The 14,726-nt window shown below is 48.7% G+C and carries 12 protein-coding genes and 2 pseudogenes; 12 read left to right on the forward strand and 2 right to left on the reverse strand.

Translation table 11 applies throughout. The features are described from left to right. Positions 1-104: transposase (locus tag IKE44_RS00955; RefSeq protein WP_287464752.1), on the forward strand; the 104-nt coding region annotated here is incomplete at its 5' end. A 287-nt stretch (positions 105-391) separates the two neighbouring features. On the opposite strand, the gene IKE44_RS00960 is transcribed toward IKE44_RS00955, so the two are convergent. Beyond that, complete coding sequence (locus IKE44_RS00960; protein WP_287464754.1) at positions 392-1,765, reverse strand: IS1380-like element ISGsp2 family transposase; 1,374 nt, start codon at positions 1,763-1,765, stop codon at positions 392-394. Between the two features lie 124 nt (positions 1,766-1,889). On the opposite strand from IKE44_RS00960, the gene IKE44_RS00965 reads away from it, so the two are divergent. The 4 genes from IKE44_RS00965 (at position 1,890) to IKE44_RS00980 (ending at position 4,493) form a co-directional block, all read left to right on the forward strand. Continuing rightward, positions 1,890-2,330 carry a hypothetical protein gene (locus IKE44_RS00965; RefSeq protein ID WP_287464746.1) on the forward strand — a complete coding sequence of 147 codons (441 nt, stop codon included), beginning with the start codon at positions 1,890-1,892 and terminating at the stop codon, positions 2,328-2,330. A 21-nt stretch (positions 2,331-2,351) separates the two neighbouring features. Beyond that, positions 2,352-2,606, forward strand: coding sequence for a hypothetical protein (locus IKE44_RS00970; protein ID WP_287464747.1), 255 nt, complete (start codon positions 2,352-2,354; stop codon positions 2,604-2,606). A gap of 43 nt (positions 2,607-2,649) precedes the next feature. Then, positions 2,650-4,038 (forward strand): hypothetical protein, encoded by a 1,389-nt coding sequence (locus tag IKE44_RS00975; protein ID WP_287464748.1) that lies wholly within the window; start codon positions 2,650-2,652, stop codon positions 4,036-4,038. Between the two features lie 125 nt (positions 4,039-4,163). Then, positions 4,164-4,493 carry an Mpo1-like protein gene (locus IKE44_RS00980; protein WP_049625058.1) on the forward strand — a complete coding sequence of 110 codons (330 nt, stop codon included), beginning with the start codon at positions 4,164-4,166 and terminating at the stop codon, positions 4,491-4,493. Positions 4,494-4,593: 100 nt separating this feature from the next. Here the strand turns inward: IKE44_RS00980 and IKE44_RS00985 are convergent. After that, positions 4,594-5,121 (reverse strand): annotated as a pseudogene (locus IKE44_RS00985) (RpnC/YadD family protein); the annotation flags it as partial. 66 nt (positions 5,122-5,187) lie between these two features. On the opposite strand from IKE44_RS00985, the gene IKE44_RS00990 reads away from it, so the two are divergent. From IKE44_RS00990 to IKE44_RS01020, 7 genes and pseudogenes are all read left to right on the forward strand, one after another. Further along, complete coding sequence (locus IKE44_RS00990; protein WP_033013903.1) at positions 5,188-5,724, forward strand: NfeD family membrane protein; 537 nt, start codon at positions 5,188-5,190, stop codon at positions 5,722-5,724. A 21-nt stretch (positions 5,725-5,745) separates the two neighbouring features. After that, a complete protein-coding gene (locus tag IKE44_RS00995; RefSeq protein ID WP_033013904.1) occupies positions 5,746-7,263 on the forward strand; it encodes a flotillin lipid rafts scaffold protein FloT in 1,518 nt (505 codons plus the stop codon). A gap of 149 nt (positions 7,264-7,412) precedes the next feature. Then, on the forward strand, positions 7,413-8,333 hold the full coding sequence (locus IKE44_RS01000; protein WP_033013905.1) for a diacylglycerol kinase: 921 nt from the start codon (positions 7,413-7,415) through the stop codon (positions 8,331-8,333). Between the two features lie 76 nt (positions 8,334-8,409). Then, positions 8,410-9,783, forward strand: coding sequence for a 23S rRNA (uracil(1939)-C(5))-methyltransferase RlmD (gene rlmD / locus IKE44_RS01005; protein ID WP_049626055.1), 1,374 nt, complete (start codon positions 8,410-8,412; stop codon positions 9,781-9,783). Positions 9,784-10,126: 343 nt separating this feature from the next. Next, positions 10,127-11,584, forward strand: coding sequence for a type I restriction-modification system subunit M (locus IKE44_RS01010; RefSeq protein ID WP_049626054.1), 1,458 nt, complete (start codon positions 10,127-10,129; stop codon positions 11,582-11,584). 8 nt (positions 11,585-11,592) lie between these two features. After that, positions 11,593-12,744 carry a restriction endonuclease subunit S gene (locus tag IKE44_RS01015; RefSeq protein ID WP_080986149.1) on the forward strand — a complete coding sequence of 384 codons (1,152 nt, stop codon included), beginning with the start codon at positions 11,593-11,595 and terminating at the stop codon, positions 12,742-12,744. A 43-nt stretch (positions 12,745-12,787) separates the two neighbouring features. Continuing rightward, a pseudogene (locus IKE44_RS01020) lies at positions 12,788-14,512 on the forward strand (DEAD/DEAH box helicase family protein); the annotation flags it as partial. Between the last annotated feature and the right edge of the window lie 214 nt (positions 14,513-14,726).

Genomic DNA, 14,726 nt, shown 5'->3' on the forward strand with positions numbered 1-14,726 from the left:
CAAATAACAAGATCAAGCTGATGAAACGTCGGGGATACGGATACAGAAATATCCAGCGTTTTGCATTGCGGGTTCGGCTAGAAACAGCTAACATACTTTCATGACAGGTGCAAGTACAACTTTTGGTGATGAACCAAAAAAAAGTAGAAAATAAATTACAAACTATGATATGATTAATTCGTCCCTGAATCCGTGATGGTTGGAAATCAACTTTGATTTTGGTGTTAGTTCTATGGATATATGATCCATACATCCCTTTTTTTGATGATTCCCTGCACCACTTTCATGTTTGAAAACGAGATAAATCCTCTTTTATGGAGATACAAACCAAAAAAGAGACAAAAAAAGTACAGGGGGGAGTGATGGATATGAGTACCCGAACATCTGTTTGTTATCTTGCCTCTTTCCATTTTTGATACACATTCAGTAGGAGTATACTGTACCCACTCCTTCGCGTCAGTTTCATCCAGATCTGTCGTGATCGGCGGACGAGTCGACCTGCCATCGTGATCACCGTCTGAATAATCGTCTTGATGCGACGGCGTTTCACTTTGTGGTGCAACGGATGTCTCGGATCGCTTAATAGATCTTGTCCAATCAGACGAAGAAGATTGTAAACGAAGGCTCCCATGACCAACACGAGCGCATTCGTTTTCATCTTCCCAGATGGAAGCCGCTCTAAATCTAAGTCGCTCTTCAGTTCGCTATGAAACTGTTCGCATGTCGCATGGTCATGATACAACGCGAGCACATCGCTCATTCGAACATGCTCGTATCCTTTGAGCCGCACCCAATAGCTTTCCACTTCATAATCAGGAACGAGCATCAGCTGTCCATTGCGTTCCATCGTCCGTTCCGTCACTTGGGTGACTTGAACGTACGTATACGTGTTTCCATCGATCGCTGCCTTCTGTGGAAGGCATAGCTCATAGGTTTGTACTCCTTCGCTTTGTCCATCATCGACGCGTCTGCCCTTTTGCGAAGCGATCTGGAACCAAAGCGCTTTCGATTCTCGGCGTAAGTTTCGCTTGATGACAAAGTCCACGTCTTCCTTTAGGCATACGTGCACATTCGCTTCTGCATCGTTTCCTGCATCCATGCGAACAAGCAGACGAGATGAAGTCAGTTGACGAGCTCGACGGATAGCGGTGACTAAAAACGAGGGCATGTTGTCTTGCACATGTTGTTTCCCTGGACGCAACTCGGCATGAACGAGATACCCTTCCTTCCCTGCATACGCAAACAACGGTGTAAAACCGTCAAATCCTTTATACGTTCGACTGACTCCTTCTTTTTTCGTATCGGAGTTGTCAAATGGGGAACCATCTATATCAAGGGGAAGCCATGTCGTCTTTCCTTTGGTCCAACAAGGGGACAAAGTGGCATGTCGTTGAATCAACAGACGTATGGACTCCTCCCAAAGAATCGTTTCGGTCATCGGAAGACAAGCGAGCTGATCGAGTCGTTGTCGCAAGGTTGGAGAGGAAGGCACGTGCTGAATCCCCATCGATGCCGAAAAGATATCGTCCTGACGATACGCTTCGATATGATCGAAATCCGTTTTTCCTGTGGCAAGCAAGCCAATCATCGAGCGAATGACATCGCTATGGGAAATGTGCACTTCTCGACGAACCGTTGGAAGCCGAAGTGCGTTTACCCGTTTATCCAGTTTCGTTTGGTGCAGTAAGTAGCCAACGAGAGCAAGCCCAGCACTTGGGGTAATCGCTTCATCTGTCAATACAAACCGAATCGGGAAATCTTTCATCATATCACCTACTTGATGAAGAATCGTCAACGTCGTTTTCCCTTATCGTATCAACGGTTTGCGACCATTGTAAAGATGTTTTGTCACGGATTCAGGGGATTATCAGAATGGAATTTCTGTTGTTATGATTCCATCTAAAGATAATCCAAAGTATAATGATCAAAAGGCATATTTAGTCGTAGGTGTAGATGGAAAACAGGATCAATTGACAGATCCCACCTATATTGAACTGAAAAAAATCAATGATAAGTTTATGTTATATACGATCAAAACTTTGGATGATGTTAAAATCGTAACAGCAACCATTAACATGGCTGATGGAATGGTTACAAATGTTGAATTTTACGAAGAAAATCATTTGATTCAATCAAATGAGGTTAAGGCTGGATATTGGGATCGAGTGCAAGAGTGTATCAAAAACAACTGGAAGACATTCCCTTCTTGGGCGAAGTTTGCGTGTGAATCCGCTTGCGGAGGTTGTTTGTTTGCCAGTCCTTATGCGTGTGGTGCTTGTCTAGGATGCTTAGGGGGATATGCGATAGGCTGTGCTCTTGCCTCTATATAAAGGCAAATTTTTTTCAAGGAGATGGTGCCAGTGCCGTTATCATTCAGGCAAAGAGGGGCATTGTGGAATGTCATCATGATTGTTGTATTATCGATCATGGCTATTTTTACTTATCCCTCCGAATGGTCTCACTTTTTCATTGTTGTTGCTGGCATTGGAGTGTTTATTACCCTAGATAAGATGTCCAAAAATAAAAGCAGGAAATGGAGAATCACTATTGCGGCGATTTTCTTTCTCGTTGCTTTCTCTATGTCTGCATACTATGTATTAAACTAGCGATGTTTTCACCATGTTTTGAGCATTTAAAAGGGGATTTGAAATGGGCCCAAGTGCACCGCTATGGATGTCAATGTTGTACTACCTCATGTGCACCGCGACGTTGCTCGCCGGTGTGATGATGCTGGTGAAAGGAACGGTTCGCCGCTTGTATTCGCTCGCTGCGGTGCTCGCAGTGCCGCTCTTTTTTCTTAACAATTTTCACACGATCGCCAGGGTCGGTGTCGATCCGTTCGCCTACTGGCAGCAATCCCTCATCGAAGGACAATGGTGGGCGTGGCTGTCGCTTGCGTTGTTTCTTTACATCGTCTGGTACTGGGCATGGCTTGTCCAGCGCATAGGAGGTCAAAAGGAAGGACAAGTTTGGTGGAAGCGGCAGAGATGGATATGGGTGGTGCTGGCGGCAACCGCGCCTGCCATCGTGTATTGGGGGCAGAACGTTGGCGATTCCATCGTCTCCTCGGTGCGGACGTATGAACCGTCCAAAGCTCACTTGTCGAAAGATCCGTCAGCGCGCATTTTCTTTTTGTATTCTCACCCATTGGCGCGAGAGTCGTATATCGTGGAGACGGACGAACATCGTGTGCGCAAAGTGGTGACGCTGAAAGCGGTTGGAATATCTCGCCTTTCGCCCGCTTCCTCAACAAAGGAACTGTTGTTGTGGTCAGATTATACGGGACGGCATGTCTATCGACTGAATCGAGACACATGGACATTGGTCGATCAAGAAGCGGTCTCCAGCCCTCTTTCGTTTGCCTCGATGGAGGGGGAGTGGGAGATTCGTTCACTGAATCAAGATGTCAACACCCATAAACTAGAAGTCCGGAAAGGGGGAAAATTGCTATTTTCGAAGCGGTTCCCTCCTTACATTCTTCAAGTTTTGCGCGCAGGGCCGCATTTCTATGTGTTTGCTGATGTGATGGAACAGGAGCACGGTGTATTGTATGTGTTGGATCAGCGCGGTTCCGTAGTGAAGGAAATTTCGTTGCCTACGTCCTTCGCGCGCTCCATGGCGGTCTTTCACGGCCGCCTTGTCATCGCCACGAAACCTCGCCTCACCATCGTGGATCCGCATTCATGGCGAGTGGCCTATTGGGGCATGGGGCAAGAAGAGACGCAGTTCGATCAGCTTTACGTGAAGGGAGACACGCTGTGGGTGAGCTATGTCCAAAGGGGAAAGTCAGGATGGCTTGCGCTGAATGATCAGTTTAAGGTGATGGAGAAGCATGAGCTGCCGTCGGTATACTGGGAAGCGCGGTTTTACGGCGACTATGTGTATGCATTGTTTGAGCCGCAGGAGGGGAACAAGGCGGACCATGCTGGAGAAATGAACATTTTCCATCTTCGTACAGGCCAACTTGCCGCCAAGTTTACCTTGCCGAAGCAAAAGCACAACTTGCAGACATTTCAGGTGATGGATGAAATACAATAGGAGTAGGGGATAACGATAGGTCCGAGCATGCCGTTATGGATGTTGATTGGATACTGGGCTGTCGGCATCGCCACGTTCATCGCTGGCGTGGCGGCGCGCCGCATCCGTCGAAGGGGGAAAGGGAGATGGAATTCCGTGATTATGAAGAGTTTTGGCCCTTTTATTTGACCCAGCACCGGAAACGAGCGACAAGGCGTTGGCATTTTGTCGGAACGAGCTTCGTGTTTTTGTTTGTGATCATCGCGATCGCGACGAGGAATGCGTGGTGGTTGCTCGGCGCGCCAATCGCCGCCTATGCGCTTGCCTGGTTCAGCCACTTTTTCATCGAAGGAAACAACCCCGCCACCTTCGGCCATCCGTTTGGGTCGCTTCGGGCCGATTTTCGCATGTACAGGCTCATGCTTACGGGGCAGCTTTGGCGGGAATTGGAGCGGCTGGGGATTTCAGAGGAATAAAGCGAAGAACGATGAAAAGGCCTTCTCCCTGAAGATGTTTCAAAGTTCGAAGGAGTGGGGGCGGCCATTCGAATGATTCAGGGAGAAGGGGTTTGCCTTCTCATGGCTTCAATTGTTCAATCGTTTCTAGCGGCAGTCCGGTCAGTTCATGGATCGTGTCAGCATCAAATCCTTTTGCCAACATTCGTTTCGCAACATCCAACTTTGCTTTCTCCATTCCTTTCTCCATTCCTTTCTCTATTCCTTTTTCTATTCCTTTCTCCATGCCTTTCTTCTCGTATGAAACGATGAGTTCCATGACTTTGGCAGCCTCCTTTTCCTCCATGGTCTTCACCTCATCTCGCAGTCGGACTTCTTCTTCCTCCGATAACCGCAAATACGTTTCGAAAAAGCCGAACAACAGACGCTGTCTCGCCTCATCGAGCTCGAGGCGGGTGAGCATGCGCAAAAATTCCTTTTTCACTTCCACCTTCTCCTCTTCATTATACCCCATTTTGCTTAACAGGGCGGCGGCGACCGGGTTGTCATGGCGGATGTATGTGCGCCATGGGAGTTTGGACAATTCCACCGTCAAAAAACGGAAATCGAGAACGGTCAAAAACGGAAACGAAACGGTGGATGACATTGGAAAAATGATGAAACCAACGGCTGCCCTCGCCGTATGTATAAGCAAAGGGGAAAGGAGGGAGGGGAGTTGTTCAGCCATTCGCCTGAAGTTGTGTACGGATGGGTGCTTGTCGTCAGTGCGTTGTTGACGGTTTTGTATTTTTTCTTCAGCGATGTGCTTGACGGTTTGTTCGATGTGGCTGATCATCCGCTGTTCAGTCCGCAGTTAGTTTTATCGTTTTTCATTGTTGGCAGCGCGGTCGGATTGCTGGCGGAATGGTACACAGACTGGGCATCGAGCTTGGTTCTGTGGCTTGCCATCGGCGTGGCGCTTGTTGCTGTGTTGCTGTTGCACTTTTTCGTTTTTTTGCCGCTCCGTTCGGCTGAGGCGTCACTTGGGTATACGGACGCCGATTTGGAGGGGGCGCTTGCTAAAGTGATCGTCTCGGTGCCGCCTGACGGGTTGGGCGAAATTCTCATCTCCCGTAAAAGCGGCGCGGTGGCCAAAGCGGCGAAAAGCGCAAATAATGAGGCCATTCCGTCAGGGGAAGAGGTCATCATCGTACAAATGGAAAACGGCGTCGCTGTGGTGGCGAGGCACGATCCGTATCACCTTTCCATCTAAAACAAAGAAAGGGGACTTGTCATGGTTGCGCCATGGTTGATGGTCATTGGTGTCGTCGTCTTGCTTCTTGTCGGACTTATTGCCATTTTTATCGCCCGCTACCGCACCGTCGGGCCGGACGAGGCGCTCATTGTGACGGGCAGCTACTTAGGAAGCAAAAACGTTCATGTCGATGAATCGGGAAACAAAATCAAAATCGTCCGCGGCGGCGGCACGTTCGTCGTGCCGATTTTCCAACAGGCTGAGCCGCTGAGCCTATTGTCGATCAAGCTTGACGTGCAAACGCCCGAGGTGTACACCGAACAAGGCGTGCCCGTGATGGCGGACGGGGTGGCCATTATTAAAGTCGGCAGCTCAATCGGCGAAATCGCGACCGCGGCCGAGCAGTTTTTAGGGAAAACACGCCAAGATATGGAAAACGAAGCGCGTGAAGTGCTTGAAGGCCATCTTCGCTCCATTCTCGGGTCGATGACGGTTGAAGAAATTTATAAAAACCGCGACAAGTTTTCGCAAGAAGTGCAGCGTGTCGCCTCGCAAGATTTGGCGAAAATGGGGCTTGTCATCGTCTCGTTCACGATCAAAGACGTGCGCGACAAAAACGGTTACCTTGATGCGCTCGGGAAGCCGCGCATCGCCCAAGTGAAGCGCGATGCTGACATCGCCACGGCCGAGGCGGAAAAAGAGACGCGCATCAAGCGGGCTGAAGCAGACAAGGAAGCGCGCAAGGCGGAGCTCGAGCGGCTGACGGAAATCGCGGAGGCGGAGAAAATCAACCAGTTGAAGCTCGCTGAGTTCCGCCGCGAGCAAGACATCGCCAAAGCGCGCGCCGATCAGGCGTATCATTTGGAGGAAGCGAAGGCGAAACAAGAAGTGATGGCCCAACAAATGCAAATCAAAATCATCGAGCGGCAAAAACAAATCGAGCTCGAAGAAAAAGAAATTTTGCGCCGCGAGCGCCAATACGACTCGGAAGTGAAGAAAAAAGCCGATGCCGAGCGCTATGCGATCGAACAAAAAGCGGCGGCGGAAAAGGCGAAGCAAATCGCCGAAGCCGATGCGCAAAAATACCGCGTCGAAACGCTGGCGAAAGCGGAAGCGGAGCGCATCCGTCTCGACGGGCTGGCGAAAGCCGAGGCGGAGAAAGCGAAAGGGGAAGCGGAAGCGGAAATCATCCGACTGAAAGGCCTCGCCGAAGCGGAAGCGAAACAAAAGATCGCCGAAGCGTTCGAGCGCTACGGCCAGGCTGCGGTGCTCGACATGATCATCAAGATGCTTCCGGAGTATGCGAAGCAAGTGGCGAGCCCGCTTGCGAACATCGAGAAGCTGACGATCGTCGACACCGGCTCAGGAGCGGGAGGCGGCGCCAACCGCGTCACGGGCTATGCGACGAACTTAATGGCGAGCTTGCAGGAGACGTTAAAAGCTTCGACGGGCATCGATGTGAAGCAGCTGCTCGAGAGCGTCGCCCAGGGTGGAGCGGCCCATGTCCAGCCGCTCGGTGCGCCAGCATCGTCCCAACAGGCGAAGACAACAGAATGATGCCTATCCTCCCACAGCGCCCTTCGTTTGAACCCGAGGGCGCTGTTTCTCGTCGCCTTGTTCACGACATTCGTCGGAGTTGCGCATCAAGCGTTGTTTCGTTATGATGGGAACGGGTGGAATGGAAAAAAGGAAGTAGGTTGAGAATAATGAAACGAGCTCGAATTATTTATAACCCGACATCGGGTCGCGAGTTGTTTAAGCGCCATTTGCCTGATGTGCTCGTGCGGTTGGAAAAGGCGGGCTATGAAACGTCGTGCCACGCCACCGAAGGGCCGGGGGATGCGACGGAAGCAGCGCGCCAGGCCGTCCTGCGGGAATTTGATCTCGTTGTCGCCGCAGGGGGCGACGGAACGATCAATGAAGTCGTCAACGGCATCGCCGATCAGCCGTATCGGCCGACACTGGGCGTCATTCCTGTCGGGACGACGAACGATTTCGCCCGCGCCATCGGCGTGCCCCGTTCGATTGAAGGGGCGTGCGACGTGATCGCCACGGGCGAGCCCGTCCCGATTGACATCGGCTGTGTGACGAACGAAGACAAAACGCACTATTTCATCAACATCGCGGGTGGCGGGCGCCTGACCGAGCTCACCTACGAAGTGCCGAGCAAGCTGAAAACGATGCTTGGCCAGCTCGCCTATTACTTGAAAGGGATCGAGATGTTGCCGTCCATCAAGGCGACCGAAGCGCAAATTGAGTATGACGGCAAACTGTTCGAAGGCGAGATTATGATGTTTTTAGTTTCGCTCACGAACTCGGTCGGCGGGTTTGAAAAACTGGCGCCCGATTCGTCGCTCAATGACGGCCTGTTCGATTTTATCATCGTCAAGAAAACGAACTTGGCCGAATTCATCCGCCTTGTCACCCTCGCGGCGCGCGGCGAGCACATCAACGACCCGCACGTCATTTACACGAAAGCGAACCGGGTGAAAGTGCACTCGCCGATGCAGCTGAACTTAGACGGCGAATTCGGCGGCATGCTTCCAGGGGAGTTCGTCAATTTGCGCCGCCATATTGACGTATTGATGCCAAAAGAAAAGGCAGAACAAGTGAGAACAGGAAGATAAGCCTGTTCTTTTCTTATGCCTTTCCCCTATAAAGGGCACGCTACATATACAGAGGAACGGCAGAAAGGAGAACGACATGACGAAGCAGCAAGCACCAGTCGCCAAAAACGAGTATTATGACGTCACATTCACGGATTTGACCCACGACGGGCTCGGGGTGGCGAAAGTCGACGGCTTTCCGTTGTTTGTGAAACACGCGCTTCCCGGCGAGCGGGCGAAGGTGAAAGCGATCAAAGTGAAAAAAGGGTATGGGTACGGCCGCCTCGTGGAGCTGTACGAACCAAGCCCCGACCGCGTTGAGCCGCCGTGCCCCGTCTATCGCCAATGCGGCGGCTGCCAGCTGCAGCACCTCAGCTACGAAGGCCAGCTGAAAGCGAAGGAAAAGCAGGTGAAAGAAGTGCTCGCCCGCATCGGCAAGCTTGGCGGCGTCACCGTCCATCCCGTCATCGGGATGAAGAACCCATGGCGCTACCGCAACAAGGCGCAAGTGCCCGTTGGCGAGCGCGAAGGGGGCTTGGTCGCGGGCTTTTACAAGGAGCGGACGCATGAAATCATCGATATGGACGCCTGCCTCATCCAGCAAGAGGCGAACGATGTCGTCGTCCAGGCCGTGAAGCGCATCGCCGAGCGCTATGGTATTCCCCCATACGACGAAGCTACGCACAAGGGCGTTCTTCGCCATATTGTCGCCCGCTACGGCGCGGCAACAGGCGAGGTGATGGTCGTTCTCGTCACCCGCACGGACCATCTGCCTCACGAACAGGACATTGTCCGTGACATCGTCCGCGCCATTCCGGGCGTGAAATCGATCGTGCAAAACGTCAACCCCGAGCGGACGAACGTCATTTTCGGCGCCAAAACGCGGGTGTTATGGGGAAGCGAGTTCATCACCGACCGCATCGGCGGCATTCAATTCGCCATCTCGGCCCGCTCGTTTTACCAAGTCAACCCCGAACAGACGAAAGTGCTGTATGACAAAGCGTTCGAATACGCGGAGTTGACCGGGCGGGAGACGGTGATCGACGCCTACTGCGGCATCGGCACGATCTCGCTCTTTTTGGCGCGTAAAGCGAAACACGTCTACGGCGTCGAAATCGTCCCCGAAGCGATCGAAGACGCCAAGCGCAACGCCAAACTCAACGGCATCCAAAACGTCACCTTCGAAGTCGGCGCCGCCGAAGACGTCATCCCGCGTTGGTATCAAGAAGGCATCCGCGCCGACTGCTTGGTCGTTGACCCGCCGCGCAAAGGCTGTGACGCCGCGCTGCTTGAGACGATCATCGCCATGAAACCGCCGCGCGTCGTCTACGTCTCGTGCAACCCGGCGACGCTCGCCCGCGACTCGCGCATCCTAGAAGACGGCGGCTACGAAACGATCGAAGTCCAGCCAGTGGACATGTTTCCGCACACGGCGCATGTGGAGTGTGTGGCGAAAATTCGGTTGAGATAAGACAACGGGCCGGTGGCTCCGGCCTTGTTGTTTGCAGTCGAATTGGGCAAACGGCCATGACGACACGAATGACATGATAAAGATTTCATCCGCCTGCAAAACTGGGGGATGGATGAGATCCATCCTATTGAGAATCCACAACACTTGCAAGTGTTCCTCGAACGGTTATGGTGAACGATTCCCTCTTCATAACAAAGCACAGTGGGAGTTTCTTTGTTCCACAAAGAAAGACATTCTCCGTCTTCCTGAGCGTCAACCGGCATAAAACGTATTTTTCTTCCCCTTTTGTACCGAAAACCGTATATAATGGAGATTGGAAATCACAAGGAGGTACATAGAATCCATGCTCACAGGCGAATTGCGCCATAAAGTCGATAAAATATGGGAAACGTTTTGGACAGGCGGCATTACGAACCCGCTGACGGTCATTGAACAGTTTACCTACTTATTGTTCATCAAAGGCTTGGATGAAGTCGAAACACAGCGCGAGCAGGAGGATGCGCTGCTCGGCATTGAATCGGAACGCATCTTTCCTCCCGATAAGCAACACTTGCGCTGGAGCAAATTCAAACATTTTGAAGCCGCCCATATGTACGATGTCGTGTCCAATGAAGTGTTTCCGTTCATCAAAAACTTGCACGGCAATCGGGAATCGGCCTATGCAAAATATATGGGCGACGCCATTTTCATGATCCCGACGCCGCAAATGCTCGTCAAAATCGTCGACGGCATTGACCGCATTCCGATGAAAGACCGCGATACGAAAGGCGATTTGTACGAGTATTTGTTATCGAAAATCGCCACCGCAGGCACAAACGGCCAATTCCGCACCCCGCGTCATATCATTCACATGATGGTCGAACTGATGAAACCGACGCCGGAAGACATCATCGTCGACCCGGCGGCGGGGTCGGCGGGGTTTTTGGTGGCGGCGGGCGAATATTTGCGCAAACATCGCAGTGACTTATTTTTAGTGCAAAGTTTAAAAGAGCATTTTAATAATCATATGTTTTACGGTTTTGACATGGACCGTACGATGTTGCGGATTGGCGCGATGAACATGATGCTCCATGGCATTGAAAATCCGAATATCGAATATCGCGACTCCTTGTCGGAACAAAACAAAGATAAGGACAAATACACCCTTGTCCTTGCCAATCCGCCGTTTAAAGGCTCGTTGGATTACGAAGCCGTTTCCAGCGACTTATTAAGAGTCGTTAAAACAAAGAAGACAGAGCTTTTATTCTTGGCCTTATTCCTGCGCATCTTAAAAACGGGCGGACGCTGTGCCTGCATCGTGCCAGATGGGGTATTGTTCGGCAGCTCGAAGGCGCATAAAGATATCCGCAAAGAAATTGTGGAAAATCATAAATTAGAAGCCATTATTTCCATGCCAAGCGGCGTATTTAAACCATATGCCGGGGTTTCGACGGCGATTATGATTTTCACCAAAACAGGCGTCGGCGGTACGGATCAAGTATGGTTCTATGATATGAAAGCCGATGGCCATTCATTGGATGACAAGCGCACGCCGATTGAAGACAACGACATCCCGGATATCATTGCCCGCTTCCATAACCGTGAAGCGGAAAAAGACCGGAAACGGACAGAGCAATCGTTCTTCGTGCCGGTGGAAGAAATTCGTGAAAACGACTATGACCTTTCGATTAACAAGTATAAAGAGATTGAGTATGAAGAGGTACAGTATGAAGCGCCGAGTGTGATACTTGAAAGAGTGGAAGCGTTGGAAAAAGAGATTATGCAAGGATTACAAGAGTTGAAAGAAATGATTAGAGGGTAGTGTGTAACATGGGATTTGAGACGGTTAAACTAAAAGATTTAACTATTAATTTAGATAATAAAAGAAAGCCCTTGAATGAGTTAGAAAGAAAATCTCTAAAAAAGAAAGGTTTATATCCATATTGTGGTGCAAATGGAGTGTTAGACTATATTGATGAATTCATTTTCGACCAAGAAATTCTATGTATAGCAGAAGACGGAGGAAGTTGGGGATTTAGAGAAAAGTGTGCTTACATCATGAATGAACCGTGTTGGGTAAATAACCATGCTCATGTGTTAGTAGCAAAAGAAAACGTTAATGTTAAGTACTTATGTTACTATTTAAACTATGCTGATCTAAGTAAACATATTACAGGGACAACAAGAGGTAAACTAACTAAGTCTGCATTAGAGAAAATAGAAGTTAAAATTCCTGATTATAGTACTCAAAATAAAATTGTAAATGCATTAGACAAATCCCAAGAACTCATCGATAAACGAAAAGCCCAAATTGAAGCGTTAGATCAGTTAACGCAAAGTGTGTTTTTGGAGATGTTTGGGGATCCAGTAAGTAATCCAAAGGGATGGGATGTTAAGAAATTAAAAGATATTGCGGAAATTGAGGATGGAGATCGAGGTGAAAACTATCCGAAGCAACATGAGCTTGTTAGTGAAGGTATACTTTTTTTGTCTACCTCAAACTTTGTGAACAACAAATTAGACTTATCGAAAGTAACGTATATTACAAAGGAAAAGTTTAGTCAATTGAGAAAAGGAAAATTAAGACGGGGAGATTTAATTGTTACACTGAGGGGATCCATTGGGAATATAGTCATTTTTGATGAAGAAGGTTATGACACAGGGTTCATAAATGCTCAAATGGCGATTCTTAGATTGAAAAATGTTAATCGAATTTTTTTCCAGCAACTTTATACATCTAATAGCTTTCAATTAGTTTTAAAGAAAACACAAACAGGATCTTCTCAACCGCAGCTTCCGTTAAAAAATTTAAAAGAACTTGAGATCATTATTCCACCTTTAGAGTTACAGGAATTATTTGCAGCTACTATACAACAAATAAACTTAAAGAAAGAACTTCTTTTAAAAAGTCAAGCAGAGATACAAAATATGTTTAATTCCCTCATGCAACGTGCATTTAAGGGAGAATTATTCAACGATTAGTAAGTGTAAAAGGAATTCGTGCTGGTCAAGGGAGGGGTGTTTGTTGCTATCCAACTTTAGTTTTCTAATAGGAAAACCTCATTATGAGAGCTTTACGAATGCGTGTTTAGAGGCGGAGAAAAGTTTGGTTGTGAGTCCGGCGACGTGCGCGATTTTGACGCGCCGTGCGCTGGAGCTTGCGGTGAAGTGGGTGTACAGCTTTGACAGCGCGTTGAAAGTTCCGTATCAAGATAATCTTTCCAGTTTGATTCATGACAACGTCTTTTTGTCCATTATTGATGAAGACTTGTTGCCGTTGTTGCGTTACATTGTCAAACTGGGAAATGTCGCGGTTCATACGAACTCGATGATTACGAGGGAAGAAGCGATTCTTTCCCTGCATCATCTTCATCAGTTTGTGTCTTGGATTGATTATTGTTATTCAGATGAATATACGGCTACGGATTTTGATGAATCATTGCTGCCAATCGGAGAGGAAAAGCGCGAGCGTCCGGAAGAATTGAAAGATTTATACGAACGGTTAAGCTCGAAAGACAAGCGTCTTGAGGAAATGATGAAAGAAAATGAACAGCTTCGCGCTCTTCTCACCGCCAAACGGGAAGCGAATACAAAAGAGTACCACTTCCAAGTCGATGAACTAAGCGAATGGGAAACAAGAAAGAAATATATCGATTTAGATTTGAAGCTGGCGGGTTGGGAATTTAAAAAGGACGTTATTGTGGAATACCCTGTCGTTGGCATGCCGAATCAGGAAGGAGTCGGCTATGTCGATTACGTCCTTTTTGGCGACAACGGGAAGCCGCTGGCGGTTATCGAAGCGAAACGGACAACCGCTGACCCGAACAGAGGAAAGCAACAAGCCAAGCTATACGCCGACTGTATTGAAAAAATGCACGGCCAACGTCCGATTATTTTTTACACAAACGGTTTTGAAACGTATATTTGGGACGACCTTAACTATCCGGCGCGGAGAGTTTCCGGCTTTTACAATAAGGAAGAATTAAGCTTGCTTATTGATCGTCGGACGATGAAGAAGCCGCTAAAAAATGTGCAAATCAATGACAACATTACGAATCGCTATTACCAAAAAGAAGCAGTTTTAGCCGTATGCGACGCGCTCGAGAACAAACGGCGCAAAGCGTTGCTTGTCATGGCAACGGGGAGCGGCAAAACCCGGACGGCGATTTCGATTGTCGATGTTCTTACCCGTCATAATTGGGTAAAAAATATTTTGTTTTTAGCGGACCGCAAAACGCTTGTAACGCAAGCCAAAAACAGCTTTAGCCATTTGTTGCCGAACTTGACACTTTGTAATTTGCTCGATAACAAAGATAATCCAGAGGAAAGCCGCATGGTGTTTTCGACGTACCCGACAATGATGAACGCGATTGACGAAGCGAAACGAAAAGACGGCAAACGCCTCTTTACCGTCGGGCATTTTGATTTAATTATCGTCGATGAATCCCACCGCAGTATTTATAAGAAGTACCGAGCAATTTTTGACTATTTTGACGCAATATTGCTTGGGCTTACCGCCACACCAAAAGATGAAATTGACCGCAATACGTATGAAGTGTTTGATCTGGAAAACGGTGTGCCGACCTATGCCTATGAGTTAGATCAAGCGGTTCAAGATGGCTATTTAGTGGATTATCGTACCATTGAAACAAAGCTCAAATTTTTGGAAGAGGGCATTCATTACGATGAGTTATCGGATGAAGAAAAAGAACGGTATGAAGAAACATTTGATGATGAAGTAGGCGAGGATCAGGCGTGTTGATTATCCAATAAAATCCAAAGGGTATAGAAAAAAGAGCACCTTTCCTGTAGAATGTGAGTAGCAACACAAACAAACCCAGGAGGTGCTCTCTATGAACAAGCATACCACACTCCCGAATTTGATGCAAAAACTTGTTTCGGATGAAGAGATTCAACTGATTGCCGAAGCGGTTGGGTATCGTGATTCGTCTCGAACCTTTACG

Origin of the sequence: Geobacillus sp. (assembly GCF_017515625.1) — a bacterium.
Classification (GTDB): Bacteria; Bacillota; Bacilli; order Bacillales; family Anoxybacillaceae; genus Geobacillus; species Geobacillus stearothermophilus.

Coding starts and splice junctions, on each gene's coding strand:
- IKE44_RS00960 (WP_287464754.1), bottom strand. CDS start 1,765: ATGAAAGATTTCCCGATTCGGTTTGTATTGACAGATGAAGCGATTACC.
- IKE44_RS00965 (WP_287464746.1), top strand. CDS start 1,890: ATGATTCCATCTAAAGATAATCCAAAGTATAATGATCAAAAGGCATAT.
- IKE44_RS00970 (WP_287464747.1), top strand. CDS start 2,352: ATGGTGCCAGTGCCGTTATCATTCAGGCAAAGAGGGGCATTGTGGAAT.
- IKE44_RS00975 (WP_287464748.1), top strand. CDS start 2,650: ATGGGCCCAAGTGCACCGCTATGGATGTCAATGTTGTACTACCTCATG.
- IKE44_RS00980 (WP_049625058.1), top strand. CDS start 4,164: ATGGAATTCCGTGATTATGAAGAGTTTTGGCCCTTTTATTTGACCCAG.
- IKE44_RS00995 (WP_033013904.1), top strand. CDS start 5,746: ATGGTTGCGCCATGGTTGATGGTCATTGGTGTCGTCGTCTTGCTTCTT.
- IKE44_RS01000 (WP_033013905.1), top strand. CDS start 7,413: ATGAAACGAGCTCGAATTATTTATAACCCGACATCGGGTCGCGAGTTG.
- rlmD (WP_049626055.1), top strand. CDS start 8,410: ATGACGAAGCAGCAAGCACCAGTCGCCAAAAACGAGTATTATGACGTC.
- IKE44_RS01010 (WP_049626054.1), top strand. CDS start 10,127: ATGCTCACAGGCGAATTGCGCCATAAAGTCGATAAAATATGGGAAACG.
- IKE44_RS01015 (WP_080986149.1), top strand. CDS start 11,593: ATGGGATTTGAGACGGTTAAACTAAAAGATTTAACTATTAATTTAGAT.